The 26,762-nt window shown below is 62.4% G+C and carries 22 protein-coding genes and 1 pseudogene; 17 read left to right on the top strand and 6 right to left on the bottom strand.

Annotation, left to right across the window (positions count from 1 at the left end; translation table 11 throughout):
- Positions 1–14 precede the first annotated feature (14 nt).
- The 5 genes from INS93_RS04595 (at position 15) to feaR (INS93_RS04575) (ending at position 6,452) form a co-directional block, all read left to right on the top strand.
- A complete protein-coding gene (locus INS93_RS04595) occupies positions 15–773 on the top strand; it encodes a class II aldolase/adducin family protein (protein WP_192980471.1) in 759 nt (252 codons plus the stop codon).
- A 53-nt stretch (positions 774–826) separates the two neighbouring features.
- Positions 827–2,383 carry a PAS domain-containing methyl-accepting chemotaxis protein gene (locus tag INS93_RS04590; RefSeq protein ID WP_192980470.1) on the top strand — a complete coding sequence of 519 codons (1,557 nt, stop codon included), beginning with the start codon at positions 827–829 and terminating at the stop codon, positions 2,381–2,383.
- 134 nt (positions 2,384–2,517) lie between these two features.
- Complete coding sequence (locus INS93_RS04585; RefSeq protein WP_192980469.1) at positions 2,518–3,573, top strand: extracellular solute-binding protein; 1,056 nt, start codon at positions 2,518–2,520, stop codon at positions 3,571–3,573.
- A gap of 176 nt (positions 3,574–3,749) precedes the next feature.
- The gene (locus tag INS93_RS04580) at positions 3,750–5,237 is read left to right on the top strand and encodes an aldehyde dehydrogenase family protein (RefSeq protein WP_192980468.1); all 1,488 of its coding nucleotides are present in this window, start codon (positions 3,750–3,752) and stop codon (positions 5,235–5,237) included.
- Between the two features lie 264 nt (positions 5,238–5,501).
- Positions 5,502–6,452: a transcriptional regulator FeaR gene (feaR, locus tag INS93_RS04575; RefSeq protein ID WP_192980467.1), complete on the top strand. Its 951-nt coding sequence runs from the start codon at positions 5,502–5,504 to the stop codon at positions 6,450–6,452.
- A gap of 10 nt (positions 6,453–6,462) precedes the next feature.
- Here feaR (INS93_RS04575) and INS93_RS04570 read toward each other — a convergent pair whose 3' ends face one another.
- Positions 6,463–6,939, bottom strand: a complete 477-nt coding sequence (locus tag INS93_RS04570) for a MarR family winged helix-turn-helix transcriptional regulator (protein ID WP_179526646.1) — start codon at positions 6,937–6,939, stop codon at positions 6,463–6,465.
- A gap of 128 nt (positions 6,940–7,067) precedes the next feature.
- Positions 7,068–8,393: a hypothetical protein gene (locus INS93_RS04565; RefSeq protein ID WP_192980466.1), complete on the bottom strand. Its 1,326-nt coding sequence runs from the start codon at positions 8,391–8,393 to the stop codon at positions 7,068–7,070.
- 717 nt (positions 8,394–9,110) lie between these two features.
- Between INS93_RS04565 and INS93_RS25000 the strand changes: the two are divergent.
- Positions 9,111–9,365: pseudogene (locus tag INS93_RS25000) on the top strand (IS3 family transposase); the annotation flags it as partial.
- A 13-nt stretch (positions 9,366–9,378) separates the two neighbouring features.
- On the opposite strand, the gene INS93_RS04555 reads toward INS93_RS25000, so the two are convergent.
- Positions 9,379–9,744: a YybH family protein gene (locus INS93_RS04555; RefSeq protein WP_192980465.1), complete on the bottom strand. Its 366-nt coding sequence runs from the start codon at positions 9,742–9,744 to the stop codon at positions 9,379–9,381.
- Between the two features lie 364 nt (positions 9,745–10,108).
- On the bottom strand, positions 10,109–10,999 hold the full coding sequence (gene feaR, locus INS93_RS04550) for a transcriptional regulator FeaR (protein ID WP_192980704.1): 891 nt from the start codon (positions 10,997–10,999) through the stop codon (positions 10,109–10,111).
- A gap of 461 nt (positions 11,000–11,460) precedes the next feature.
- Here feaR (INS93_RS04550) and INS93_RS04545 point away from each other — a divergent pair, with 461 nt between their 5' ends.
- Complete coding sequence (locus INS93_RS04545) at positions 11,461–12,012, top strand: hypothetical protein (protein WP_192980464.1); 552 nt, start codon at positions 11,461–11,463, stop codon at positions 12,010–12,012.
- 59 nt (positions 12,013–12,071) lie between these two features.
- Here INS93_RS04545 and INS93_RS04540 read toward each other — a convergent pair whose 3' ends face one another.
- A complete protein-coding gene (locus tag INS93_RS04540) occupies positions 12,072–13,283 on the bottom strand; it encodes an MFS transporter (protein WP_192980463.1) in 1,212 nt (403 codons plus the stop codon).
- A 58-nt stretch (positions 13,284–13,341) separates the two neighbouring features.
- The gene (locus INS93_RS04535) at positions 13,342–14,649 is read right to left on the bottom strand and encodes an NAD(P)/FAD-dependent oxidoreductase (protein ID WP_192980462.1); all 1,308 of its coding nucleotides are present in this window, start codon (positions 14,647–14,649) and stop codon (positions 13,342–13,344) included.
- A 1,023-nt stretch (positions 14,650–15,672) separates the two neighbouring features.
- On the opposite strand from INS93_RS04535, the gene INS93_RS04530 reads away from it, so the two are divergent.
- From INS93_RS04530 to dxs, 10 genes are all read left to right on the top strand, one after another.
- On the top strand, positions 15,673–16,821 hold the full coding sequence (locus INS93_RS04530) for an amine dehydrogenase large subunit (protein ID WP_192980461.1): 1,149 nt from the start codon (positions 15,673–15,675) through the stop codon (positions 16,819–16,821).
- A 12-nt stretch (positions 16,822–16,833) separates the two neighbouring features.
- Positions 16,834–17,373, top strand: coding sequence for a MauE/DoxX family redox-associated membrane protein (locus tag INS93_RS04525; protein ID WP_192980460.1), 540 nt, complete (start codon positions 16,834–16,836; stop codon positions 17,371–17,373).
- Between the two features lie 3 nt (positions 17,374–17,376).
- Positions 17,377–17,988, top strand: a complete 612-nt coding sequence (gene mauD / locus INS93_RS04520) for a methylamine dehydrogenase accessory protein MauD (RefSeq protein WP_192980459.1) — start codon at positions 17,377–17,379, stop codon at positions 17,986–17,988.
- Positions 17,989–18,004: 16 nt separating this feature from the next.
- Positions 18,005–18,526 carry a methylamine dehydrogenase light chain gene (locus tag INS93_RS04515; RefSeq protein WP_192980458.1) on the top strand — a complete coding sequence of 174 codons (522 nt, stop codon included), beginning with the start codon at positions 18,005–18,007 and terminating at the stop codon, positions 18,524–18,526.
- 14 nt (positions 18,527–18,540) lie between these two features.
- Positions 18,541–19,068: a cytochrome C gene (locus INS93_RS04510; protein ID WP_192980457.1), complete on the top strand. Its 528-nt coding sequence runs from the start codon at positions 18,541–18,543 to the stop codon at positions 19,066–19,068.
- A 69-nt stretch (positions 19,069–19,137) separates the two neighbouring features.
- On the top strand, positions 19,138–19,905 hold the full coding sequence (locus tag INS93_RS04505; RefSeq protein ID WP_192980456.1) for a sulfite exporter TauE/SafE family protein: 768 nt from the start codon (positions 19,138–19,140) through the stop codon (positions 19,903–19,905).
- A 290-nt stretch (positions 19,906–20,195) separates the two neighbouring features.
- Complete coding sequence (locus tag INS93_RS04500; RefSeq protein WP_192980455.1) at positions 20,196–20,438, top strand: exodeoxyribonuclease VII small subunit; 243 nt, start codon at positions 20,196–20,198, stop codon at positions 20,436–20,438.
- The gene (locus tag INS93_RS04495; RefSeq protein WP_192980454.1) at positions 20,435–21,322 is read left to right on the top strand and encodes a polyprenyl synthetase family protein; all 888 of its coding nucleotides are present in this window, start codon (positions 20,435–20,437) and stop codon (positions 21,320–21,322) included. Before INS93_RS04500 ends, INS93_RS04495 begins: the two co-directional genes overlap by 4 nt.
- A 152-nt stretch (positions 21,323–21,474) precedes the next feature.
- Positions 21,475–24,747, top strand: a complete 3,273-nt coding sequence (locus tag INS93_RS04490; RefSeq protein WP_192980453.1) for a carboxyl transferase domain-containing protein — start codon at positions 21,475–21,477, stop codon at positions 24,745–24,747.
- Between the two features lie 104 nt (positions 24,748–24,851).
- Positions 24,852–26,747 carry a 1-deoxy-D-xylulose-5-phosphate synthase gene (gene dxs / locus INS93_RS04485; RefSeq protein WP_192980452.1) on the top strand — a complete coding sequence of 632 codons (1,896 nt, stop codon included), beginning with the start codon at positions 24,852–24,854 and terminating at the stop codon, positions 26,745–26,747.
- Positions 26,748–26,762: the final 15 nt, after the last annotated feature.

Genomic DNA, 26,762 nt, shown 5'->3' with positions numbered 1-26,762 from the left:
TACGAGACTTCGTCATGACCGATTTCAGCAAACCCGCCCATTGCAGCGACGAAGAATGGGCGCTGCGCGTCAAGCTCGCCTACTGCTACCACCTGGTGGACTGGTTCGGCTGGACCGAGACCATCTTCAACCACATTTCCGCGCGCCTGCCTGGCCCGGCCCACCATTACCTGGTCAACCCCTTCGGCCTGAACTACAGCGAAGTCACACCGGGCAACCTGCTCAAGGTCGACCTGCACGGCAAGAAACTGGAGGCCTCGTCCTACGACGGCAACCCCGCCGGCTTCGCCCTGCATAGCGCCGTGCACGGTGCGCGTGACGACATCCAGTGCGTGATCCACACCCACACCACGCCGATCTCTGCCGTGGTGCAGAAGAAGCGCGGTTTTACCCACGACGACTTCTACGGCGCCCAGCTCTATGGCCGCATTGGCTACCACACCTTCGAGGGCATCACCCTCTTCGATGACGAGAAGGCGCGAATGATCGAGAGCCTCGGCGACAAGCATGTGCTGGTGCTGCGCAACCACGGCATCGCGGTAGGCGAAAGCAGCATCGAGAAGACCTTCTTCCTGCTCTGGACGGTGCAACGCGCCGCCGAGAATCAATGCGCTGCCGGTGCCCTGGGCGGCGAGGACAACCCATTGGAAGAAGGCATCGCGGCCAAATGTTCCGACCTCACCGCGATGCTGATCCGCGAGAGCGGTTTCGCCACCAAGTTCTATGACGCCATGGTGCGCAAGATGCGCGCCGAACGGAGCATGGACTGGTAATCGCACGGCCTGCATAGGCAGGCCACAACGGGTCACAGCCGAGGAGTCGTGCCATGCAAACTGCCGTCAACACACCAACGGTTTTCGAGGAACCGCCGATTTCCCGGCTCGATCCACAGGGCGTGATGCTCACCTGCAACGCCGCCTACCTGAACATGAGCGGGTACGCCGAGCACGAGTTGGTCGGCAAACCCCACGAGTTGATCAATCATCCACGCATGCCGACATCGGTGGTCGCCAGCATGTGGCGCGCCCTACGTGCCGGCGTGCCATGGACGGCACCGGTGATGATCCGCCACAGGCAGGGCGACCAAGACTGGCGCAACCTCTACGTGGTCCCACTGTTCGACGACGGTAAGCTGGCGGCGCTGGGCACCGTATACCAGCCCATCGAGCCGGCACAGGCACGCCGTGCCGAGTTCCTCTATACGCGTCTGGCACGGGGCCAGGCGCCGTGGAATGCGGGTCAGCGTCTCGTCGCACTGCTGGCAGGGCACGGTCTGCAACTGGCGCTTGGGCTTGCCACGCTGCTTGCGACACTGCTGGCTTACTTACCAGCCACTGCGGGCCTGCCGCTGCTGTTCGCGCTGGGGCTCGCCGGCCTGCAGCCAGCGCTGCGCCAGCGTCAATTGATCCGCGCCCTCCTCGCCCAGCATGGCCAGGCCTTCAGCGACTCGCTGCTGGCACCACTGCACGCCCAGCAACCCGGCCCGGTCAGCCTGCTGGCCATGGCTCTGGAAAGCCAGCGCGCGCGTATGACCACGGTGATGTCACGTATCTGCATCAATAGCGTGGTGCTGCGCCAGCAGGCGCAGACCTCGGCCGATGTGGTGGAAAACTCGGTCGAGCACCTGGATCGCCAGGTGCGCGAGACCGAGCAGACCGCTGCCGCGATCAACCAGATGAGCGCCACCATCCAGGAGCTGTCGCGTAACCTGCAGCACACCGCGCAGGCCGCACAGAACGCTGACCAACTGGCTCGCGATGGCGAACGTCTGTCCGATGACAGCCAGCGCTCGGCCCAGACCATGCGTCACTCGGTGGGCGAGATTGGTCAGGCGGTCGGCAGCCTGGCTGTGGCCATCGAATCCATCGGCGGCGTCGCCGAGGTGATCCAGAGCATCGCCGAGCAGACCAACCTGCTGGCCCTCAATGCGGCGATCGAAGCCGCCCGCGCTGGCGAGTCAGGACGGGGCTTCGCGGTGGTCGCCGACGAAGTACGCAGCCTAGCCTCGCGCACCCGCGAATCGACCCATGAGATTCAGCGCTCGCTCGAAACCCTTCGCCAGGACAGCGGCACCGCCCTGGCCACCGCCCAGCGCGGCGAGCAGGCGGCAGTACGCGCCAGCACCGACGTCGAGCAGGCGCGCCAGGCACTAACACGTATCTGCGCCGAGGTCGCGCAGATTAGCGGCATGAGCCTGCAGATGGCCGCCGCCATCGAGCAGCAGGGCCAGGTAGCCGAGCAGATCAACCAGCAGATCACCGAGATCGCCGGTTTTACCGAACGCAGCAGTCAGCAGGCCGGGCGCACCAACGAGATCAGCCAGGCACTGCACCAGTTGGCCGAGTCGCAGTTGGGGTTGGCGCAGCGCTTCCTCAGGGGTTGAGAACCTGGCAGCCAAGTACAAGAACTTGGCCGCCAGGATCAAGCGACGCCCGGCGCAGGGCGATTGAATGGCGCACACGAGCTCATCGGCCAACCCGATGCCCTTCGCCATTCGTCCTACCTGGAGGCCTTCCGATGAAGCGGCTGTTCGCCTTGCTGCTCCTGCTTGCCAGCACCACCCATGCCGAGGAGGTGCTGCGCGTCTATGGCTGGAAGGACTACATCGACCCGCAGGTGCTCGAAGACTTCCGCGCGCAGACCGGTATCACCGTGGATTACCAGGCGTTCACCACCTCGGGCGAACTGCTCGCGGCGCTGGCCGCCGGTACCGATCACGACCTGGTTATGCCAAGCCATTTCATGCTCGAACAACTGATTGCCGAGGGCCGCCTGGCGCCACTGGATACAGGCCGTTTGCGCCATCACGCCAGCCTTGATCCCTGGCTGCTGTCTACCCTGGCCGGCATCCCAGCTGCCAACCGTCATGCGGTACCTTATCTGTGGGGCTCCATCGGCCTGGTGGTCAACCCGCAGCAGGCCCAGGCGCATTACAGCGGCGCACTGCCCAACAGTTGGCGCCTACTATTCGATCCCGAGCAGGCAGCGCAACTGAGCGACTGTGGCCTGGGTTTGCTGGACGCTGCCGAAGAAACCAGCTCGCTGCTGCTCAACTACCGTGGCAGGCGCCTGTCCGCCAGCAGCGACCGGCAGATCGTGCGTCAGCTGCGCAGCCTAGAAGCGGTCGCGCCGCTGCTGCGTACCCTGGATAACTGGGCCTTCGTCGACGAGCTGATCGCTGGCCGCCTGTGCCTGGCCATGACCTGGAGCGGCCATGCGGTACGTGCGATGGAAGGCAATACGCAGTTGCGTTACCAGATTCCAGACGAAGGCGCGGCTATCTACATCGACACCCTGGCGATCCCCACCCACGCCGCCAATCCACAGTTGGCCTACCGCCTGATCGACTTTCTCATCGACCCACCCGTGGCCATTCGTAACGCCCGCGCCACCCGTTTCTACCCTCCGCTGCCCAGCACAGCGCCCGCCATGCAGAGCTTCGCCGCCGAGCATCCGGCGCAAGTGCTGACGACTGAGCAGCGACGCCGCAGCTACCTGCTGGAAAGCCTGCCGCCTCGGCAGAAGCAGGTACTCGACGACGCCTGGGCGCGAGTCAGGGCCGCCCGGCACTGACGTCGCCAGAGTGGCAGGCATCTACAACAAGCTGTCCGCCATGATCAATTTTTCCACTCTGCTCGGGTGCTATGAATAGCGCCCAGATATTCCCGGCTCGGGCCCATTGGCGCCCGGGCACCTCCAGCCGGCCACAGAGGCGCAGAACCTCGTGCCGCCCCACTCCGGAGTCCTCCATGAGCGAAATCCAGTTACTGCCTCAGGTGCGCGAGTTCCTTCAGCGCAATCATGCCCATTTCATCGACGGCCAATACCGCGCCGGTACATCGGGCAAGCACCTGCCCATCGTCAACCCGGCCAGCGGCGAAGTGATCGCGCAGATCACCTGCGCCACTGCCGACGAGGTCGAGTCAGCCGTTGCCGTCGCCCGCCGCACCTTCAAGAACGAATGGGCGCAAACCTCGCCCTACCAGCGCGGCGTGGCCCTCAACCGCCTGGCCGACCTGATGGAAGCCAATGGCGAGGAACTGGCGCAACTGGAAACCCTCTGTTCGGGCAAGTCCATCCACCTCTCGCGCATGTTCGAAGTCGGCCAGAGCGCCATCTTCCTGCGCTACTACGCCGGCTGGACGACCAAGATCAACGGCGAGACCATGAGCCCGTCGTTCCCCTCCATGGCTGGCGAGCAGTACACCGCCTTCACCCGCCGCGAGCCAGTGGGCGTGGTGGCCGGCATCGTGCCGTGGAATTTCTCGGTGATGATCGCCGTGTGGAAGATCGCCGCAGCCCTAGCCACCGGCTGCACGCTGGTGCTCAAACCCAGCGAGTTCACCCCTCTGACCCTGCTGCGCCTGGCCGAATTGGCCATCGAGGCTGGGGTGCCGGCGGGCGTATTCAACGTGGTCAATGGCACCGGCGAGGTCGGCGCCAGCCTGATCGAACATCCGCAGGTGGCCAAGGTCTCGTTCACCGGCTCGGTGCCCACCGGCCTCAAGGTCGGCCAGAGCGCCATGGCCGCCAACCTCACCCGCGTGACCCTGGAGCTGGGCGGCAAGAACGCTGCCGCGCTGCTGCCCGACGCCGATATCGACGGCGCGGTGGCCGGCCTTATCCAGACCGGCTACGTGCACCAGGGCCAGGTCTGTGCCGCACCGGAGCGCATCTACGTGCACCGCTCGCGCCTCGACGAGACCCTCACCAAGTTCACTGCGGCCCTGCAAGGCATGAACATCGGCTCGCCGCTGGATGAAAGCGTGAACTTCGGCCCGCTGGCCAACAAGCCGCAGTTCGACAAGGTTTCACAGTTCCTGCAACTGGCTCGCGAAGAGAGCAAGGTAGTCTGTGGCGGCAAGCAGCTGGCCCGCGCCGGCTACTTCGTCGAGCCGACCGTGGTGCTGGCCAACGGGCCGCAGGATCGCCTGCTACACGAGGAAACCTTCGGCCCGATCCTCTGCGTGTTGCCCTACGACGAGGTCGAGGAGCTGCCGGCACTGATCAACGACTCGCCGTTCGGCCTCACCGCCAGCATCTGGACCAACGACCTGTCCCGCGCGCTGCGACTGATCCCGCAGATCGAGGCTGGTACGGTATACGTCAACATGCACACCTTCCTCGACCCCTCGGTGCCCTTCGGCGGCGTCAAGGCCTCCGGCACCGGTCGTGAATTCGGCAGCGCCTTCATCGACGACTACACCGAACTCAAATCGGTGATGATCCGCTACTGACCCACCACAAACGGGCCGCCAGCCCTTCCTGCGGCCCGTTCCTCCCCCCGCCCAGCCCCCATTCTCACATGCCCCGAGTCGGCTCACTGACGCGCGGACGCGCCGGCATCCGACCGCCCGCACGGAACCCGCCACCGATCTCAATACGACATCACATAGCGGTTTCTGGCTCAAAAAATGCTTGAATATTCACGTTATTTGCCAAGTGTGCAGAAACGACACAAACAGCGCACCAAAACATAAAAAATAAAGTGAGGTTGCCTCATGAGCGTGCATACATCCCGTGATTTCGAACGCTGGAACCATAGTGTTCACAGCGTTTGTGGGCGTTTTGAAACCCGACCAGCGTGGCATGACACAACCTTCGTTGGCGAGATCGAGCGCATCGACCTGGGCGGTCTGGAGATCGCCGACATCAGTACCAATGCCCTGGCCATCAACCGCCAGCGCGGTAACAGTGCCCGCGCCGATGATCGCTACTATTTTCTGGTGATGCAGCGCGAAGGGGTGATGGCCATCGACCAGGGTGACCGAGAATTCGTGCTGCACCCCGGCGACATGGCCCTGCTCGATTCGGCGCAGGCCTTCGAGATGAAGCCGCAAGGGCTGATCCGCCAACTGTCGGTACACCTGTGCCGGGATATGGTCGACCCGCTGCTGCCGGTGACAGCTCGACGCTTTGGCAAGCTGGAGCAGGAAAACCCGACCGGGCACCTGCTACAAGGCATCTTGCAGCAGATCGCCAATGGCGAACTCAGCTCGGCCACCCAGAACCACTACGGTTCCGCCCTGCAAAACGCATTGATCGCCCTGCTGCCACCTGCCTTCCAAGACGAGCAGTTGCTCGAACCAGGCCGCCCCCTGCGCCGCCTGGCGGAGAAGATCATCAGCGAGTCGCTGCCCAATGCGCCGACACCGACCGAGCTGGCGGCGAAACTGAACGTGTCGGTGCGCAAGCTCTACCGCCAGTTCGAGATCGACGGCGACAGCATCTGCCGCTACATACAGCGTCAGCGCCTGGAGCGTAGCGCTCGGGAGCTCGCCGATACCGGTAGCCAAGCGTTACCGATAACCACCATCGCCTACAAATGGGGCTTCACCGACTCGGCGCATTTCTCGCGCGTATTCAAGCAATGCTACGGTGTATCACCGCGGGCGTATCGGGCTGATGCCCTGAAGCGCCAAGTGGCAGGCACTGCGCACCTGCACGGGTAGCTCGGACGAGTCAGATCTCAGAAAGGTTGTCGAACATGGTCGCCAGGGTCTGGTTGAGCTTGCGAATCTGCGCCTCGGTCATCCCCTTGAAACCGGCATGAAACAGCTCTGCGGTGACCTCATGCATGGCAAAGTAGGCCTGACGGCCTTTTTCCGTGATGGAAACCTGAGTAACGCGACCGTCGATATCGCTCTGGCGGGTATCGACCAGACCATCGTCTTTCATCCGGTAGACGATCTTGGTAATGGTCGACAGTTTGGCCACGGCGAACTCGGAAATTTCCGAAATGCTCGCATCCTGGGTTTCGTAAAGGATGTTGAGAACGCGCCAACGAGGAATGTCCAGATCGACCTTCTTCAGCAGCCTTTCCATGCTCATCGAATAGCGGGCGTGAACACGCACCAGCCAATAGAACGGAAACTCTTCCTTGTGAAAATCTTCGCTGATCGGGTTATAGCGATTGCGACGTTTCTTCGGCACCTTCATGGATAGACCGCTTCGATGGGAATAAGGCGAGATAATAGATAATTCTCGTAATCGTTGCACCGCGGCATCGCGCCTCACGGCTTACAGTACCTCGCCAGCAAAGGCTGGCGAGGCACGTGTGTCAGGCATCAGAAGTGGAAGGCGAAAACCAGTTGGCTGTAGAGGTTGCGGTCGTTGTTACCCAATTGAGCGCCACCGTTCTCAGCACTTTTCTTCGGCTGATACAGGCCCACAACCGGCATCACCACCAGATTTTCGGTCAGTCCCCATTCAGCGTAGAGATTCAGCTCGCGGCCGGAGAAGTCACCACGCTCACGATCAAGCGTGTCGAAGTCGAACCACAGCGCGCCGACACTGAGGTTCTCCAAGGGGCTGGCACGCAGGCCGACGTGATGCACACGACTGTTAGTGTTGAACGGCCCGGCGTAGTTGCCCGCTACCTCACCCTGGAACCAGGTGCCATAGCCACGGCTGAAACCGTAGAACAGCGTGTCGTAACCTTCCGAGAAACGACTGTAGCGGTAACTGAGGGTCGGCGACCAGGCGACATCAGCGAAAGTCCAGCCGGCCTCCAGGTACCAGGCATTCTCGTCAGTGCCCTGGTCGCGGTCCTGCATGGCGTACTCGCCGGACAGCGACAGGTTCTCCACGCCGGCGTTGCCCGCCGCACGCAGGCTATAGGTCTCCATGTCTTTGCGTTGGAGCTGCGACGGCGAAGCGTAGCGCTCGTCGACATCACGCGTGCGGATATAAGTGAGGCCTACCGTACCGGCATCAGCTACATGCTCCAGCGTACCGACGTAGAGTTCGGTCTTGGCCTGCGCACGGTTGTCGGATTTCAGCCACATCAGGTCGCCCCGCCAGCCCTGCTGCCCACCCAAGCGCAGCACCGCAGTCTGGTCGAAGGTCTTGCGCGCCGCCAGGTAGTAGGCGCCACCACGATTGAATTCGCCATCGGCCAGCCCCTTGCCGATGTTCAACGCATCACCGTTGATCAGGAAACCATCGCCGACCATGACGTTCTGCCGGCCGAAGGAGACGTCCACGCCGTCCTCGCCGAGCGCCTCGAAGAGCGTGCCCGAGCGCCAGCCGAGGTAGGCATCCTCTATCTTGGTGGTGCGCTCTGAGCCATCGGAGAAGCCAGCGGCATCACCATCACCCCAGGTTGCGGAACTAACCATGGAGAGCGCGCCATAAGAATTGCCCAAACCCGCCAGGCCCTGTTCGAAACTCAGGCCATACTTGACGTAGCCCTCACGCCAGGAGGAACTGCCTTCTCCCAGTCGCCCGCTCGGGGCATAGTTCTCACGGCTGTTAAATATGCCGAATACGGCTTCGAGATCGGCGTTCAAGCGCGTGTCGTCATCGGCATAAAGTTCTACCGCGCCAGCGGGTAACGCGGCGCCGAGAAGCAGCGCGAGAGTAGAGAGACGAAACGAGGGTAGTTTGGACATGACTTTCCCCAAAGTGGTGAGTGAAGTTGACAGACCCCGACGCTATGCCCTGCCCCTCTCACACTCTTTCACCTGCCTGCCATTCACTTGCCTACGCCTGCCAGATCGCGCGAACCCCGTGATGCGCTGCTGCCTGGGCTGAACGCTGACAGGCAAATACAAGTTTCTTGCAGGCGCTTACAAGCCAGCGGGCTGCGGGTTCTAACCCCGATAGCACGGACACTTTTGAGTGAGCCCGTACCGAGCTGAAGAAATGCTCACGTCCAAGCGCAATAAATACAGCCCACGATTCAAGCAGGAAGCCATCGAATTGGTTCGTCGCTCAGGGGCGAGTTGCCGACAGGCGGCCCTGGAGATTTGTGTTGCTCCCAACTTGCTCACACACTAGGTTCGAGAGGCACAACCATTTACAGATAGAGCCTTTCCCGTAACAGGAAGCCCGTGGGGTGAGGAGCTTCCCCGCCTCAAGAGCGAGCTGGCCCGAGTAACCAAGGAACGTGATTTTAGAGACGCGGCAGCGTCCTTTGCCAAGGAGTCATCGAGCACTACACGATGATCGAGAGCAGTCGCAACGAGCCCCCGGTAGGACCGATGAACCTTTGCTTGAGAGTTTCTGCCAAGGGCTATTGCGCCTGGCAAGTTTGCGCCCCCAGGTCCGCGCGCTCAAAAGAGTGCGCGCTTGGTGAAGCACATTCTGGAGGTCCACTGGACAATGTTGACTACCAGCGTTTTGTGAATCGCAACATGCGGAGCTGCAGCATAAGTACCGTCGGGCATTGCGACGATAACGCGAGCGGTGAATGCTTCTTAAGTTCGCTCAAACGGGAGGACATTGTCCATCAGTCGTATCGAACTCGTTATGAAGCACGGGCGGTTCTATTCAACTACATCGAGCGGTTTCATAACCCACGAATGCGTCGTAGAGTCGCCCGGCAAGATATGAAGTTTTCAGCCCTTTTCAAACCGCCCGTGGAAATCCTTGTGGTCAGCCCTCAAACTGACCCATACCATAGAAATCAGCGACGATTTGCCAGCTATCGCCATGGCGGCGCCAAGTAGTCAGAGAGCGAAAGGTAATGCTCTCGCCCTGAGGACCTGGCGAACTCCAGTTCAGCCAGGTGACCACGCTGTCAGCGCTGGCCTGTTGCTGCAGGCAGATCGAGATGGTGAGAGACGGCGTCAACTCAAACATTTGGGCAACAGCGGCACGCACGCCGACTTCGCCCTGCAGGATCCCGGGAACACCTTCTCCCGAGATGGTGGCGTCGGCGGCAAAAATCCTCAATACACCATCGACATCGTGAGCCTGGCAGCTTGCTTGCAGTTGCTGGACGGCTTGTTCAATAGACATTTCAACTCCCCTCTACAAAGTTAGGAACCTGGATTTTTAATCCAGTACCGAGTTTGCAACATCACTGCACGCCTTACAGGTTCCGCCCTGCCACGCTTTTGGATATGGCCGCCAGCGCCTGACTTATACATTGCCAGTTACCCGCAAGAGGCATGGCGGCTGCTTACGTTAACGAGTGCGCCAGCACACTTATCGCCAGATGCCCATCGGAGCAGGAGCACTCATACGACCAATGGTGATAGCGCCGAACAGGCATGCAGAGTCGCCAGCTATCTACGCCGGAAATCAAGAGCGGTAACCACATTGTCTTGTTTGACCCGGAATCTCGCGGGCCAGCCTATTCGTGCAGAGCCGTACGACTCTCCTACATGCGGTAGTTACGCGGCGTCATGCCCAGGTGCTTTTTGAAGGATTTAGAGAAATGCGCGGAATCGGCGAATCCCCAACGGGTACCGATGTCGGTGATCGAGCGATGGCGGCAAGCCGGGTTCCGCAGATCCTGAGCAGCTTTGAGCAGCCGCTCACGTAAAATATAGCGGCACACACTGTCGCCGCTGGCCTCGAATAGACGGTACAACTGGCGGCCGGAGATACCCAACTCCTCGGCGAGAGAAGTGGGGCTCAGCCGAGGGGTATGAAGGCGCTGCTGAATTAACGCCTGCACTTCATGTAAATGCAGACCTGGCGAAGCATCTCGCGTCTGGTATTCCAGCACCGAGCTGAGCAATCCAATCAAGGCGGCCTGCAAGCCAGTACCGTCCGCCGAACAGGCCCACTGCTCAAGCTCACCGTCAGCCACCTGACACATCAGGGTACTCAGCAATTGGCCACAAGCGCCTGCCGTGGAGAGCCTGCCATAGCGGCTACGTTCAAATTCTTTCAAACGCTCACGAGGCAGGTGGATCGACAAATGTGAGAACAGACCTTGGGGAACCATCTTCATCGCCTGAGCAGGATCAAGCAATGCTAAGTCACCTTCGCGCAGCTCTGTAACTCGATCGCCAAGCTCTAAGGACATGCTCCCATAACGCTGTAACACAAGAAAACAATGCGAATCGGCATCACGCCTCGCTTCACGCCCCGATCGGGCGATGACATTGGCGTTGCTACGGATGTGGGCGACACGTGCAGCACCCAACAGCGTGCTTCGAAATTCCCCGATAAAAAGATTCTGGCAATGATCAAAACGAGTTTCGAAACGTCCGCACAAGGCGTGAACCTTCTCGTTCCAGGCAGACATCGCGTGACCATTCATTAACCACCTCCTATGAAGATCGGCAGACAACACACTGAAATATTCACGTGAATTTAGCAATAATAAGTCGCTACTGAATTGAACACCCTGCGCCAGGTCCATCAGCCGTACCAGAACACAATCCACTACACCATGGTTACTAGACAACAGAGCCAAAAGCCTCCAGCAATTGCGGCACAAGTCAGTGGAGCGAGGGGGCGTGAGCAAAATGGCCGAGACCAATGGGTCATGATCGACTCATAGATCAGTCGCAAATCAGCTCGCATCGGACCCACACATCTGCCACGTGATGACACCTTCCAAACCTGCTGGAAAGCTCTTTGCAGCCTACTGCCAGCGCTAACCCGATCTTGCGCGGTCTGGCAGGGAGATACCCGTGACTGGCAGCCAAGAACAAGGCCCGCTGCGATACTTGCGCTTCAATGGATGGGCGTTATCTACCCCCATCTCGCGAGTAACCGATGCTCAAACCCTCTATCCTCACACTCTCCCTGATCTGTGCAACAGCTATGGCTAACCCTGATATAGCTACCACAGTGGATCTCAAACCCTTCAAAACCACCATGCAGGGCGAACTGACCAACCGCGCTACCGCACGCTACGCGATTGCTGCCATCACCGCGCGGGACTTGGAGCAGGACGCGAAACAGTTCTGGCACAGCTACGCAGCGCTCGAAGCACTTAACCAGGCTCGCTACGCCCCAGTGGCAGCAGAATTGCAGCTCAAGCCCAGCGCTTTATCGGCCTGGTTGAAGGGTCGTTCGGCGTCGCTGTACTACCGTTTCTTTCCCGAAAGCATGCTTAAGACCATGGCAAAGTCGACCGACAGCTACTACCGCGAGCTAAGTGACGTCACAGCCAAGGTCGCTGCCCAACATCGCACGTTCTATATGTACGTGCTGGAACAGGAGCAAGCCCAGGTCGAAGCCCTTGCCCTTGCGGCGACCGGCAAATACCGAGAAGCCAGCGTGCGCCTCGATGAATTCATCCAAGCCCACCAACCCAAGCCTTAGCAAAAACCTAAAAGGCTCGCCCGGGGTCCCCGACGAGCCTTTTCTATGAAGCAACTGCGTTATAGCTTCGGAAGCACAGCCGCGCTGTCGATTAAGACACGTTCGCTAACCTGCTGGGAGCGGAGTACCGCGGCACCATAAATAGCTAGGACACTGATCGAGCAAGCGCCAGAGAACAGCAGTACAGCCGTATAACCAAATGCCTCAATCAAGAAACCACCTACGGCCGGTCCCACCGCTGCGCCGACCGACAAGCACAATGCGCCCAGAGCCACCAGCCTGCCCGAAAAATCGAACTCAGCCATCACACCGAAGGTGTAGGCCAGCACAAAGCTAATCGAGAAAAGGAAGCACATCACCCCCACTACGTAGGTAAACAGTGAGGCGAACTGTCCTAGCAGCACCAGACCAGCTATCTCAGCGCAGATGATCACAGCGACTGGCAGGAAACGCCCAGCTTTCAGACCTATCGAGGAAGCAATAAAGCCGCCCCCAGCATTGATGATGAAGCCAAGCGCCAGCACAGTGCCGATGGCGTCCGAGGACAAACCACTTTTCTTCCCCATCAGTTCGAGGAACGCCCATACCGACATGATCCCAGTGAGGAAAACCAGACTGGCGAGCAGGCTCAGCCAGACAATGGCGCGACTCTTACGGCAGGCAACCGGCGCCTCGCCGGCGCGGGACTCAAGATGCCGCACACTGTGCCGCGGCACCCAGGGCAACGGAATGATGCCCATCAACACGATGCTGATGACCAAGGCGATCAGCATGCCCTGGAAGCCCCATTGCGGCGCCACCAGTACTGGCAGGACTATCAACAATACTGCCCCCGGCACGGTTTCCATGCCGAGTTTGAAACCGAATGCACGCTCAGGTTGTGCGCTGTCGCCAAAGATGGTCATTGCCAACGCATACAACGCACCGGTACCACCTCCGGCCAGCGCCATGAGCAGCAAGAGCTGCTCGTAGGAGGGACCACGGAGAACGGCCGCGACCGCTGCTGCAACCAGCAGCGAAGCCAGAGTGGAGATGATCCGCCAGCTAACCCGCTGGATCCACAGTAGCGATGCTAGGCCGAGCACCCCGAAACCAAGATTCATGGCCATAGCAAGGGTGCCAAGTTGTTGCTCGCCGTAGCCGAACTGCTCGGCCAGGGCGCCGAACAACACCGGCAGCACATTAAGTAGGAGTGCTCCGGCGGCGGAAACCAGTCCTGCGCAGATGTACACAGAGGTATTGTCAATCGGATTGGATACTGTTGTTTTCATAATGTGATCCTGGATTGGATGTGTAGTGCTAGGTAGCGGTGTCCCGACCACGCCAGCCTCAGCGGCGCCCCACCCGGTAAGCATTGAGCTGGCGGGTTATCTTGCCGAGGGTGCAGATCAACGCGCGATAGCGATCCTTGCCGTGAATACGTCGAAGAGGGATCGAACTCATTGCCCGCCAAGCAGGTGAGCCGCCGGTCATGCCGTCGACGATGACCTTGGCGATCACCTGACTGGGGGTGACACCAAAGCCGGAATAGCCCTGCACATAGAACACATTGTCGTGCCCCTCCAGCGTCCCGACCTGCGGGAACAGGTTGAGCGTGCAGTCCATCGGCCCCCCCCACGCCAGGTCGATACGGGTATCGGCCAAGTAGGGGAACAGGCGCAACAGCTTTTTATGGTTCCACGCCTTGAGATCGCGCGGCACGTATTCCAGTAACATGCCGGCGGTGCCATACATGAGCCGGTTGTCAGGGGTGATGCGGTAGTAGTCGATGATCGGCGTGATGTCGCTGAACGCTCCACGGATCGGACTGATGCGCTGGATCAACTCGTCGGACAGTGGCTCAGTGACGGTATTGAACGCGTAGACATTGATGGCAGCGCGATCGAGCGAGCGATCGAGCTTATTGAGGAAAGCGCCGCAACTTAGCAGTAACTTGTCGGCCTTGACCGTGCCCTTGGCAGTGCGCACCATGATCTTCGGTCCGTACTGAATCTGCAGTACCGGGGATTGCTCGAAGATGCGACCGCCGTAGAGCTCGGTGAAAGCTTTGGCCTGCCCCAGCAACAGATTGAGCGAGTGCACCTGACCGTTGCCCATATGCTTTAGGCCACAGGTGTAAATCTCAGCACCGACGATGCTCTGCACGTCGGCACCTTCCAGATAGGTGATTTCCTGACCGGGATTGAGGCTCTGGAAGTCTTTTTCCCATCCCTGCAGCAGCTTGCCCTGGCGCTTGTTGAAGCCCATGTAGCCGTAGCCGTGACGGAAGTCCGCCTGGATATCGTAGCGGGCGATGCGCTGCTTGATCAGACTGGCGCCCAAGTCGCTGATTTCGAAAATCGCCTTCAGGCCTTCGGGCCCGACATCCTTCTCAATCGTTTCCAAGTCATGACCGATACCGGCCATCACATGTCCGCCGTTACGTCCTGAGCCACCGAAACCCAGGTAGTTTGCTTCTAGCACCACCACGTCAGTGATACCGCGCTCAGCCAGTTCCAAGGCGGTATTAATTCCGGAAAATCCGCCACCGATGATAACCACCTGAGCGTCGATATCACCCTCTAGATCACCGTAGTGGAGATCATATTTGCGGGTCATGGTGTAGTACGAAGAAGGGTTTTCCAATGACAGAGACATACAGACCTACCTTAGTGACGGGGATAAGCCCCGAGCCTTGGCCAACGTGCTCGTTTGCCTGCCTGAGCCGGAGTCTTGTGACCAAAATAGTGTGCAGCGCAAAGAGAGCAGCGACATGTGCAGCACTGCCAAGCTTTTGGACATTTCTGCCAGAATGCGTCCAGAGCTGCGCCAAAAGGCCAATAACATGGGGAGAGGCCGTCGTCGCCGCACATTGGCAACGAACATCCGCTGATTAAGCCATTACCAGGTTACGCACGAAAATTTGTCGAGCGAGGGGCAGATGCGAAAACGGACTTCATGATCGGCAAATGAGCATTATTTCTCTCGACTTTTGGCACAGGCGGGAACGCATTAACCGCAGCCGCTTGCCCAACTCGTTATTAATGAAGCATCAGCGAGTTCAGAGACTTTTTGCGCAGAACTTGACTTCGGCGATGTCGAGATCCGGATAGCGCAAAAACGTATTTACGGGCAACAACTCAATAAGTTGATTAGTCTTTCGACCGATATACTCAACAGCGCTCGGCTCAACTGCGTAAACGACGATACTTACCTGTCAGCGCAATCTAGCCGACACCCAAGAAAAACCTGAGCACCGAGCATTTGAGGCCCCTCATCACGATGAACGTGAACTCAACGTCAGCACTTGTGCGGACGTTAAACGCCTACATTCATGGCCAAGATATTAAGTATCGTTTTTTCTCAGGCCACTTCTGACAGCTCCCCGACGCTATGCTCTGCCCACCTCGAACTCTTTCATCTGCCTGCCATTCACTTGCCCATGCCTGCCAGATCACTCTTGTGGGCATGACACGTCGTTACCAGGCCTGCACGCTGGCAGGCAAATACAAGTTTCTTGCAGGCGCTTACAAGCCAGTGAGCTGCGTTTTTAAGATCGTGGTGATGCCCATCCCGAATCATTTTCCCTCGGAGAACGTCTGCATGCTCACCCGCCATCCAGCCCGACTGCGCTCGACTCCTTGGGCAATGCCCCGTACTCCCGACAACAAGGAGAACCCCATGCGAACACCTCGGATCATCAGACAGACGGCCCTGGCGCTGGGTCTGTCCCTGGTGGGGCTCGGCGCCTATGCCGAGCTTCCCCGTGACACCATCGGCCAGGAAACCCTGCCCTTCCCGCCGTCGCCGCACCGTGCCTATATCGTCGATGCCGAATTCGAGAACCTGGTGACGGGACGGATCACCGTGGTCGATCCGGACAGCAAGCGCATGCTTGGCATGGTCAGCACCGGTTTCGCCGCGCCCTCGACCCTGAGCCACGACGGCAAGTACCTGTACACCGCCGACCTGTTCTATTCGCGCGGCACCCGCGGCACCCGCACCGACGTGCTCACCGCCTGGAACACCAGCACCCTGTCGCCCGACTGGGAAGTGGAAATCCCCAACAAGCGTGCGGTGATGCTGCCAGAACGCCACGCTCTGGGCGCCAGCTCGGATGACCGTTTTATCTACATCTACAATTTCACGCCCTCGACCTCGGTGACGGTGGTCGACACCCAAGCCAAGAAAGTAGTCAGCGAGATCTCGATTCCAGGCTGCGTGCTCAACTACCCGGTCGGCACGCGCCGCTTCGCCTCGCTGTGCGGCGACGGCAACCTGCAGGTGGTCACCCTGGACGACGCCGGCAAGGAGACTGCCCGCACCCACACCACCTTCTTCGACCCGAACGCCGAGAAGCTGGTGGAGCGCGCCTACGCAGTGGGCGATACCTACTACTTCGTCACTACCACCGGCACCGTGCGCGCCGTGGACTTCTCTGGCGAGAAACCGAAGATCATTCCGGCCTGGGAGCTGGTCAGCGAAGCCGCCGACAAGAAAGCTGGCTGGGCGCCGGGCGGTTGGCAACTGATTGCCGTCGCGCCGAAGCTCAATCGCCTATACGCACTGATGCACGACGCCCACGAACCGCTGAAATGGGAAGATCCGAGCACGATCATCTGGGTCTACGACCTGAAGACGCGCAAGCGAATCGGCACTATGGAAGCCCCGGCGCCGATCTGGAGCCTGCAAGCGACCACCGATGACCAGCCGCGACTACTCGGCGCCAATGTGGTCGGCGGACTTGAGGTCTTCGACCTGACCAGCGGCAAACATACCGGAACCGTGGAAAGCATCGCCAAGACCGCGATTCACATACTCAGTCACTGACGAGGTGCAGCCATGCAACCCGATCCGATATTCGTCATCGCTGCCGCACTCGCGGTATCGGTGATCCTGGCCAGCGCCGCGACCCACAAACTGCGCGCACCGGCTCGTTTCGCCAGCCAATTGGAGGAATACCAGTTGCTGCCGCAAGCCCTGGTGCGCCCCGTAGCTCGGGTTCTACTCTGGATCGAGGCGGCCCTGGCCTTCGCCCTGCTGGTTCCCGCAGCGCGTCAGGTCGCGGCCTTCGCTGCTGCTGCGCTGCTCGCGGGCTACGCCCTGGCCATAGCCATCAACCTCTGGCGTGGTCGACGTGATATCGATTGCGGTTGCGCCGGGCCACAACAAGCGCAGCCGATTCGCCCGGTGCTGCTGGCACGCAATGCCGTTCTGGTGGGATTGGCACTGGTCGCCAGTCTCGCTCCACTGAGCCGTGGTCTGGGCGTGTTCGACGGTTTCGTCGTCATCGCTGCCAGTGCCGTGGCCCTGCTGATCTACGCCGCTGCTGATGGCCTGATGGCCAACAGCCCTCGTCTGCTCAAACTCATTGGAAGGTGAATCATGGAAGCTCTGATCGTTTCTAACATTCTGCTCTGGTGCCTGCTGATCGCCCTGGCCTTCGCCGTCATGGGGCTGGTACGCCAGATCGGCGTTCTGCATGGTCGCCTGGCGCCAGCCGGCGCGCTCATGGTCGACAAAGGCGTGGCCGTCAACGAGCCCGCACCGCAACTGACTGCCGCCGACCGCAGCGGGCGTCCGGTGAACATAGGCTATGCCGGCGATAAGGCGCAGCTGCTGTTCTTCCTATCGCCCACCTGCCCGATCTGCAAATCCCTGCTGCCGTCGATCAAGTCCATCGCCAAGGAACAAGCCCATCGTCTCGACGTGATCTACGTCAGCGACGGCGACATGGATGCGCAGAAGGCCCTGATAGCCGAACACAAGCTGGAAGACGCCACCTACGTGGTAAGCCCCGAAGTGGGCATGACCTACCAGATCGGCAAACTGCCCTATGCGGCCCTGATCGATAACGCTGGCGTGCTGCGCGCCAAGGGCCTGGTCAACTCCCGCGAGCACCTCGACAGCCTGTTCGAGACCGAGCACCTGGGTAGCGCCACCCTCCAGCAGTACCTGCACAACAGCCAGCACGCCCACGGCGCGCACAACCACTGAGCCAGGGAGCCCTGACATGAAATTGCTAGACCGCCTGTTCGAACGCTCCACTCGCCATGTGGCCGACACCACCTCACGACGCAACTTCCTCGGTCGCCTCGGCTCGCTGATGGTCGCCGGTGCCGCCCTGCCGGTGCTGCTGCCCATTGACCGCACCAGCAAGGCGCTGGCCGCCGAGGCACCGAAAGCCGGTGATCCAGGCGACCCCAACAGCTGCGATTACTGGCGCTACTGCTCCATCGACGGCTTCCTGTGCAGCTGCTGCGGCGGCACCGTGACCTCCTGCCCACCGGGCACCGAAGTATCGCAAGTTACCTGGATCGGCACCTGCCGCAACCCGGGCGATGGCAAGGACTACATCATTGCCTACAACGACTGCTGCGGTAAGCACAGCTGCGCCCAGTGCGCCTGCACCCGCAACGACAGCGAGGAGCCACTGTACCGGCCGTTCAACAACAACGACATCAACTGGTGCCTGGCCGCCAAGTCGAGCATCTACAACTGCACGGTTGCCGTAATCCGCGGCGTCGCAGTGTGAGACAGGGGGCGACCATGCGTGCATTCATGATCGGACTGGCCTGTGCCATGGTCGCCCCTCTGGCCATGGCTCGCGCCATTCCCAACCCCGACCAGCGGCCTGCTCCCGGCAACGAGGAGCAACAGAAGCCCATTGCCCAGGCCCAGTACAGCACGCCGGTCAACTACCAGCTGCAGTGTGCCGGCTGCCACCTGGACGACGGCACGGGCTCGAAGGCCAACGACACGCCGAACATGAAGGATTTCGTCGGCCACTTTCTCAAGGTCGAGGGCGGGCGTGAATTCCTGGTGCGCGTGCCCGGCATGTCGCAATCGGCGCTCAACGACGCCCAACTGGCCGACTTGCTCAACTGGCTGCTGCGCGAGGACGGCATGGCCGGCAAGAGCATGCCGGCGCATTACCAGCCGTACAGCGCCGATGAGGTGGCCCAACTGCGCAAGGTGAGCATGCTCAACCTGCCGGATACACGCGCTCATCTGATCGAGCAGATGCGTGAGCTGGGCATCCCGATCAATGACGGCATGGGCGACGATACGCCCTGAGCCAATGGTCGGGCTGGCTGAGTAATACCTCAGGTCTTATGCTGCACTCTTTTTGTGCGAGCCTGCCTGATGCCCCTGTTCGATCTGCTGCTGTTGGCCCTCGCCGGTTTCGCCGCCGGCGGCATGAATGCCCTCGCCGGCGGCGGCACCTTCTTCTCCTTCCCGGCCCTGCTCGCCGCCGGCCTGCCGCCGGTGACGGCCAATGCCACCAACGCCGTGGCGCTGTGGCCGGCCAGCCTAGCCGGCGCCTGGGCTGCGCGCGCCTCGCTGCGCCCGCTAGGGCGTTACCTGATTCCGCTGCTGCTGGCCGGCCTGGCTGGCGGTCTGCTCGGCGGACTGTTGCTGCTGGCCGGCGGCGACGACGTGTTCCGCGTGCTGATTCCCTGGCTGTTGCTGGCGGCCACCGCGCTGTTCGCCGCCAGCCCCTGGCTGGGTCGCGCGCTGGCGGCACGACGCAAGGCAGCCGAGCATCCGCCACATACGCCGTTGTCGCTGGGTGCGCACATTGGCGTATCGATCTACGGCGGCTACTTCGGCGCCGGCATGGGCATTCTGCAGCTCGCTGCGTTTTCTATCGAAGGTCACCCACTGGCCCGCGCCAACGCACTGAAGAACCTGATCTCGGCGGTGATCTACAGCATCGCCACGCTGACCTTCGTCATCGCCGGCCGAGTCAGCTGGTACGAGCTGGCGATCCTGCTCACCGGCGCCACCCTGGGTGGTTATGCCGGCGGCGCACTGGGCGAGAAACTACCACCGGCACTGCTGCGCAGCTTTGTCATCCTGGTCGGCAGCACGATGACGCTGTACTACTTCTGGAGCACCTATCTGGGATAGACCGTGGGATGCGCCATGCGCACCAAAACCCGCATCCGAGGTAGAGCCGGTGCGCACGGCGCACCCTACCGGGGACATCGCGGTACAAGCCATTGCCGCCGTAGCGTGCTCGGACCGTAGGGTGCGCCGTACGCACCAGGGTTCCACGGCGGTGCGCGCGGCGCACCCTGCGCAGGCACCAATCCCGGACTGCGCCCTCGGCCAGCACACTTGCTGCCCAGCTGATTTGCCCGAGCAGCAAGCCTCTGCTAGTGTCGCGCCCGTTTACACGCTGCCCGAGACCCGCCGCCATGGCCCGCAAGAAAGCCGCCCCTGACTTCGAACACTCCCTCGCCGAACTGCAGACGCTGGTCGAGCGCATGGAGAGCGGCGAGCTGTCGCTGGAAGACTCGCTGACCGCCTTCGAACAGGGCATCGGCCTGACCCGCGAATGCCAGGCCGCCCTGGCCCAGGCCGAGCAGAAAGTGCAGATTCTGCTCGAGCGCGACGGCGAGTTGCAGCCCGCGCCCTTCGACACGGACGAGCACGCATGATTGCGGCGTATCAGAAACGCTGCCAGACCCGCGTCGACACGGCACTGGAAACGCTGTTTCAAGCACCACGCACGGAGCTCGAGCGCCTCTACCAGGCCATGCGCTACAGCGTGATGAACGGTGGCAAGCGTGTGCGCCCTCTGCTGGTCTATGCCGCTTGCGAGGCTCTCGAAGGTGATCTCGAACGGGCCGATGGTGCCGCCTGTGCGGTGGAACTGATTCACGCCTACTCGCTGGTGCATGACGATCTGCCGGCGATGGACGACGACGATCTGCGTCGCGGCCAGCCGACCACCCACAAGGCCTTCGACGAAGCCAGTGCCATCCTTGCCGGCGATGGTCTGCAAAGCCTGGCCTTCGAAGTGCTCGCCGACCGCCGGCGCAATCCGCAGGATGCCGAGACGCGACTGCAGATGATCGAATTGCTGAGCCAGGCTGCTGGCCCGGCCGGCATGGTCGGCGGCCAGGCCATCGACCTCGGCTCGGTCGGCCAGAGGCTCGACCAGCAGGCGCTGGAAGTGATGCACCGGCACAAGACCGGCGCGCTGATCGAGGCCAGCGTGGCGCTCGGCGCCCTGGCCAGTGGCAACACCGACGAGCTCGCGCACAAGGCCCTGCGGCAATACGCCCGCGCCATCGGCCTGGCCTTCCAGGTGCAGGACGACATCCTCGACGTGGAGAGCGACACCGCCACCCTGGGCAAGACCCAGGGCAAGGACGAAGCCCACGACAAACCCACTTACCCTGCACTGCTCGGCCTCGACGCGGCCAAGGACTATGCCCTGGAGCTGCGCGACCAGGCCCTGCACGTGCTGCGCCCGTTCGACAACAGCGCCGAACCGCTGCGCGAGCTGGCGCGCTACATCGTCGAACGACGCAGCTAGTCCGCTCTTGCGGGAGCGGCTTCAGCCGCGAAATCCACTCGCTCGCCCCATCATTGCAATCTATGTCGCCATGATCGCCGCATAAGGCTTGCTTTACCCCTGCGACCAGGCTCCTAAGATGGCTCCATAACGACAAGACGTCTGGAGCCGCCATGCCCTTCCCCGCCCTGCTGATCGCCAACCGCGGCGAGATCGCCATCCGCATCACCCAGGCCTGTGCCGATCTCGGCGTCCGCAGTGTCGCGGTGTATGCCGAAGATGACGGTGCCTGCCTGCACACACGCAAGGCGGATCTGGCAGTGCCGCTCGCAGGGCGAGGCGTGGCCGCGTATCTGGACATGGACCAGCTGATCACCATCGCCCACGAGCAGGGCTGCAGCGCCATCCATCCCGGCTATGGCTTTCTCGCCGAGAACGCCGAGTTCGCCCGTCGCTGCCAGGCAGCCGGGCTGACCTTCATTGGCCCCTCGCCAGAAACCCTGCAGTTGTTCGGCGACAAGGCCGCCGCCCGCGACCTGGCCGAACGCTGTGCGGTGCCGCTGGTGCCCGGCATCAACCAGGCGGTAACGCTGGAGCAGGCCGCAGGCTTTCTCGCCGAGCACGGCAGCGTGATGCTCAAGGCCCTGGCCGGTGGCGGCGGACGCGGCATGCGAGCGGTGGACGATGCCGCGCAACTGGCCGAGGCTTTCGCCCGCTGCACCTCCGAGGCCCAGGGGGCCTTCGGCAGCGGCGCACTGTACGTGGAGAAGCGCGTGCGCCGCGCCCGGCATATCGAAGTGCAGGTACTCGGCGACGGCAGCGGCGCGGTCAGCCACCTGTGGGAACGCGACTGCAGCCTGCAGCGCCGCCACCAGAAGCTGGTGGAGATTGCACCCAGCCCCGATCTGGATGTGCCCACCCGTGACGCGATCATCACCAGCGCACTGCGCCTGGCGGTCGAGGTGCAGTATCGCGGCATCGGCACCTTCGAGTTCCTGCTCGACCTCGACCAGCCGGGGCGCTTCTACTTCATGGAAGCCAACCCGCGCGTGCAGGTGGAGCACACCGTTACCGAGCAGGTCACAGGCGTCGACCTGCTGCACACGCAACTGCACCTGGCCGCCGGTAAAAGCCTGGACGAGCTGGGCCTGCTCACTCCGGCCGCGCCGAAAGGCTGTGCCGTGCAGCTGCGCCTGAACCTGGAAACCCTGCTCGCCGACGGTAGCGCGCGCCCGGCTGCCGGCGTGCTCGGCGCCTACCAACCGCCCTCCGGTCCAGGCCTGCGCGTCGACGGCTGCGGCTATGCCGGCTACGCCGTCAGCCCGGCCTACGACTCGCTGGTGGCCAAGCTGATCGCCAGCGCCAGCGATTACCCCGGAGCCCTGCGCCGCGCCTACCGGGCGCTGTGCGAGTTCCGCATCGAGGGCGTGGCGAGCAACCTGCACCTGCTGCAGAACCTGCTGCAGCGCGACGAGGTGATCGCCAACCGAGTCGACACCACCTACGTCGAGCGTCACCTGGGCGAGCTGCTCGCCGCCCGCGAACAGGCGCATCCCCACCATTACTTCGCCGGCGACGAATCTGCGCAAAGCGCCAAGGATACTGTCGACGCCCCGCCCGGCACCCTGGCGCTGAACGCGCCCAGCGCCGGCGTGCTGGTCAGCCTGTCGGTCGCCATGGGTGACGCCGTGGCCGCCGGCCAGCCCATCGCCGTGCTGGAAGCGATGAAGATGGAGTTCGAGGTCAAGGCTGAGCACAGCGGTATCGTCCGCGCGCTGAACGTGGCGCCGGGTGACGCCCTCGGCGAGGGCCAGGCGCTGCTGTTCGTGGAGCCAGCCGAGGTGGACGGCCTCGACGCCCACGGTGAGCAGGCGGTCGATCTGACGCATATCCGCGCTGATCTGGCCGAAGTGCTGGAACGCCATGCGCGCCTGACCGACGCGCGTCGCCCCGAGGCCGTGGCCAAGCGGCGCAAGACCGGCCAGCGAACGGTTCGGGAGAACCTGGCGGACCTGCTCGATGACGGCAGCTTTATCGAATACGGCGCCATGGCCCTGGCCGCCCAGCGCCGTCGGCGCTCGCCCGAGGAACTGCAGGAGCTGAGTCCGGCCGATGGCCTGGTCGCCGGTATCGGCACGGTATGCGCTGCGCAGTTCGGCACCGAGGCCGCGCGCTGCATGGCCATCGCCTACGACTACACGGTATTCGCCGGCACCCAGGGCGTGATGAACCACAAGAAGACCGACCGCATGCTGGCCCTGGCCGAGCAGTGGCGCCTGCCCGTGGTGCTGTTCGCCGAAGGCGGCGGCGGGCGGCCGGGCGATACCGACTTCGTCGGCGTGGCCGGGCTGGACTGCCATACATTCGTCGCCATGGCCAGGCTCTCCGGGCTGGTGCCGACGGTGGGCGTGGTCTCCGGGCGCTGCTTCGCCGGCAACGCCGCGCTGCTCGGCTGCTGCGACCTGATCATCGCCACGCGTAACGCCAGCATTGGCATGGCCGGCCCGGCGATGATCGAAGGTGGCGGCCTCGGCAGCTTCAAACCCGAGCAGGTCGGCCCGACCAGCGTGCAGGGCCCAAATGGCGTGATCGATGTGCTGGTCGAGGACGAGGCCGAAGCGGTCGCCATAGCCAAGCAGTACCTGGGTTATTTCCAGGGCCCGCTCAGCGACTGGCAGTGCAGCGATGCCCGCGAACTGCGCCAAGTGATCCCGGAGAATCGCCTGCGCGTATACGACATCCGCAAGGTGATCGAACTGCTCGCCGATCACCGCAGCGTGCTGGAGCTGCGCCGTCAGTTCGCACCCGGCCTGATCACCGCGCTGATCCGCATCGAGGGCAAGCCCTTCGGCCTGATCGCCAATAACCCCGCACACCTGGGCGGCGCCATCGATGCCGTGGCCGGCGACAAGGCCGCACGCTTTTTGCAGCTGTGCGAGGCACACGATTTGCCCATCGTTTCACTGTGCGATACCCCCGGTTTCATGGTCGGCCCGGAGGCGGAGAAGCAGGCCACGGTGCGTCACGTCTCGCGTCTGTTCGTCACCGCCGCCAGCCTCACGGTGCCCTTCTTCACCCTGGTGCTACGCAAGGGTTATGGCCTCGGTGCCCAGGCCATGGCGGCCGGCAGCTTCCATTCGCCGCTGTTCACCGCCGCCTGGCCCAGTGGAGAATTCGGTGCCATGGGCCTGGAGGGCGCGGTGCGCCTGGGCTTTGCCAAGGAACTGGCAGCTCAGCCAGACGACGACGCGCGTCAGGCGCTGTTCGACAAACTGGTGGCCAAGGCCTACGAAAACGGCAAGGCGCTGAACATGGCCAGTTATCTGGAGATCGACGCCGTGATCGACCCGGCTGACAGCCGCGCCTGGCTGTTGCGCGGGCTGGCAGCCAAACCGCGCCCGGTGCGGCGCGAGGGTCGCAAGCGGCCGTTCGTCGATACCTGGTAGGGGCCCCGTGCGAGGACGCTGGCTTGTCGCACGGGGCGTGAAGCTTGCAGCCACCTTTTTCGGGTAAACTGCCGCATCTTTTTACACCTATAACGATTCGCCTGATGCCGACCACTTTCCACGAGATCCCCCGCGAGCGCCCGCTGACGCCGCTGCTGGACAGCGCCAACACGCCGGATGAGCTGCGCCGCCTGGCCGAAGCGGACCTGGAAACCCTCGCCGACGAACTGCGCCAGTACCTGCTCTACAGCGTCGGCCAGAGCGGCGGGCACTTCGGTGCCGGCCTAGGCGTGATCGAACTGACCATCGCCCTGCACTACGTCTTCGACACCCCCGRTGACCGTCTGGTGTGGGACGTCGGCCATCAGGCCTACCCACACAAGATCCTCACTGGCCGTCGCGAGCGCATGGGCAGCCTGCGCCAGAAGGATGGCCTGGCCGCCTTTCCGCGCCGCAGCGAGAGCGAGTACGACACCTTCGGCGTCGGTCACTCCAGCACCAGCATCAGCGCGGCGCTGGGCATGGCCATCGCTGCCCGCCTGAAGGGCGAGAAGCGCAAGAGCGTGGCGGTGATCGGCGACGGCGCACTGACCGCCGGCATGGCCTTCGAGGCGCTGAACCACGCCACCGACGTCGGCGCCAACATGCTGGTGATCCTCAACGACAACGACATGTCGATCTCCAAGAACGTCGGCGGCCTGTCCAACTACCTGGCCAAGATCATCTCCAGCCGCACCTACGCCAGCATGCGCGAAGGCAGCAAGAAGATCCTCTCGCGCCTGCCCGGTGCCTGGGAAATCGCGCGCAAGGTAGAGGAACACGCCAAGGGCATGCTGGTGCCCGGCACCCTGTTCGAGGAACTGGGCTGGAACTACGTCGGCCCCATCGACGGCCACGATCTGCCCACCCTGCTCGCCACCCTGCGTAACATGCGCGACCTCGACGGTCCGCAGTTCCTGCATGTGGTGACCAAGAAGGGCAAGGGTTTCGCCCCGGCCGAGGTCGACCCCATCGGCTACCACGCCATCACCAAGCTCGAACCCGTCACCCCCAGCGCGGCTCCCAAAAAGCCGGCTGGCCCCAAGTATTCCAACGTGTTCGGCCAGTGGCTGTGCGATATGGCTGCGGCAGACAACCGTCTGGTCGGCATCACCCCGGCGATGAAGGAAGGCTCGGATCTGGTGGCCTTCGCCGAGCGCTTCCCCGAGCGCTACTTCGACGTCGCCATTGCCGAGCAGCACGCCGTGACCCTTGCGGCCGGCATGGCCTGTGAGGGCGCGAAGCCAGTGGTGGCGATCTATTCCACCTTCCTCCAGCGTGCCTATGACCAACTGATCCACGACGTCGCCGTGCAGCACCTCGACGTGCTGTTCGCCATCGATCGCGCCGGCTTGGTCGGCGAAGACGGTCCGACCCACGCCGGCAGCTTCGACCTGTCCTACCTGCGCTGCATCCCCGGCATGCTGGTGATGACTCCGAGCGACGAGAACGAGTTGCGCCGCATGCTCACCACCGGCCACTTGTTCGACGGCCCGGCCGCCGTGCGCTACCCGCGCGGCACCGGCCCCAACGCTCAGCTCGATGCAGGCCTTGAGCCGCTCGAAATCGGCAAAGCGGTAGTGCGCCGCCGGGGCAAGGGCGTCGCCCTGCTGGCCTTCGGCGTGCAACTGGCCGAAGCCCTGCGCGTGGGTGAAACGCTGGATGCCACTGTGGTCGACATGCGCTTCGTAAAACCCCTGGACGAAACCCTGCTACGCGAGCTGGCAGACAACCATGAGCTGCTGGTGACCCTCGAGGAAAACAGCATCATGGGCGGCGCCGGCAGCGCGGTCAGCGAATTCTTCGCTGCAGAAAATCGCCAGGTACCGGTGCTGCACCTGGGCCTGCCGGACTACTACGTCGAACACGCCAAGCCCAGCCAGATGCTCGCCGAATGCGGCCTCGACGACGCGGGTATCGAACGCGCGGTGCGCGAGCGCCTGAGCCTGCTCAAGGCCTGAGCATGAAGCCCGCTC

This window comes from Pseudomonas sp. EggHat1 (assembly GCF_014892995.1).
Classification (GTDB): Bacteria; Pseudomonadota; Gammaproteobacteria; order Pseudomonadales; family Pseudomonadaceae; genus Aquipseudomonas; species Aquipseudomonas chaetocerotis.
Note: the sequence above shows the minus strand (reverse complement) of the source record. Positions and strands in the feature narration are given on the sequence as shown.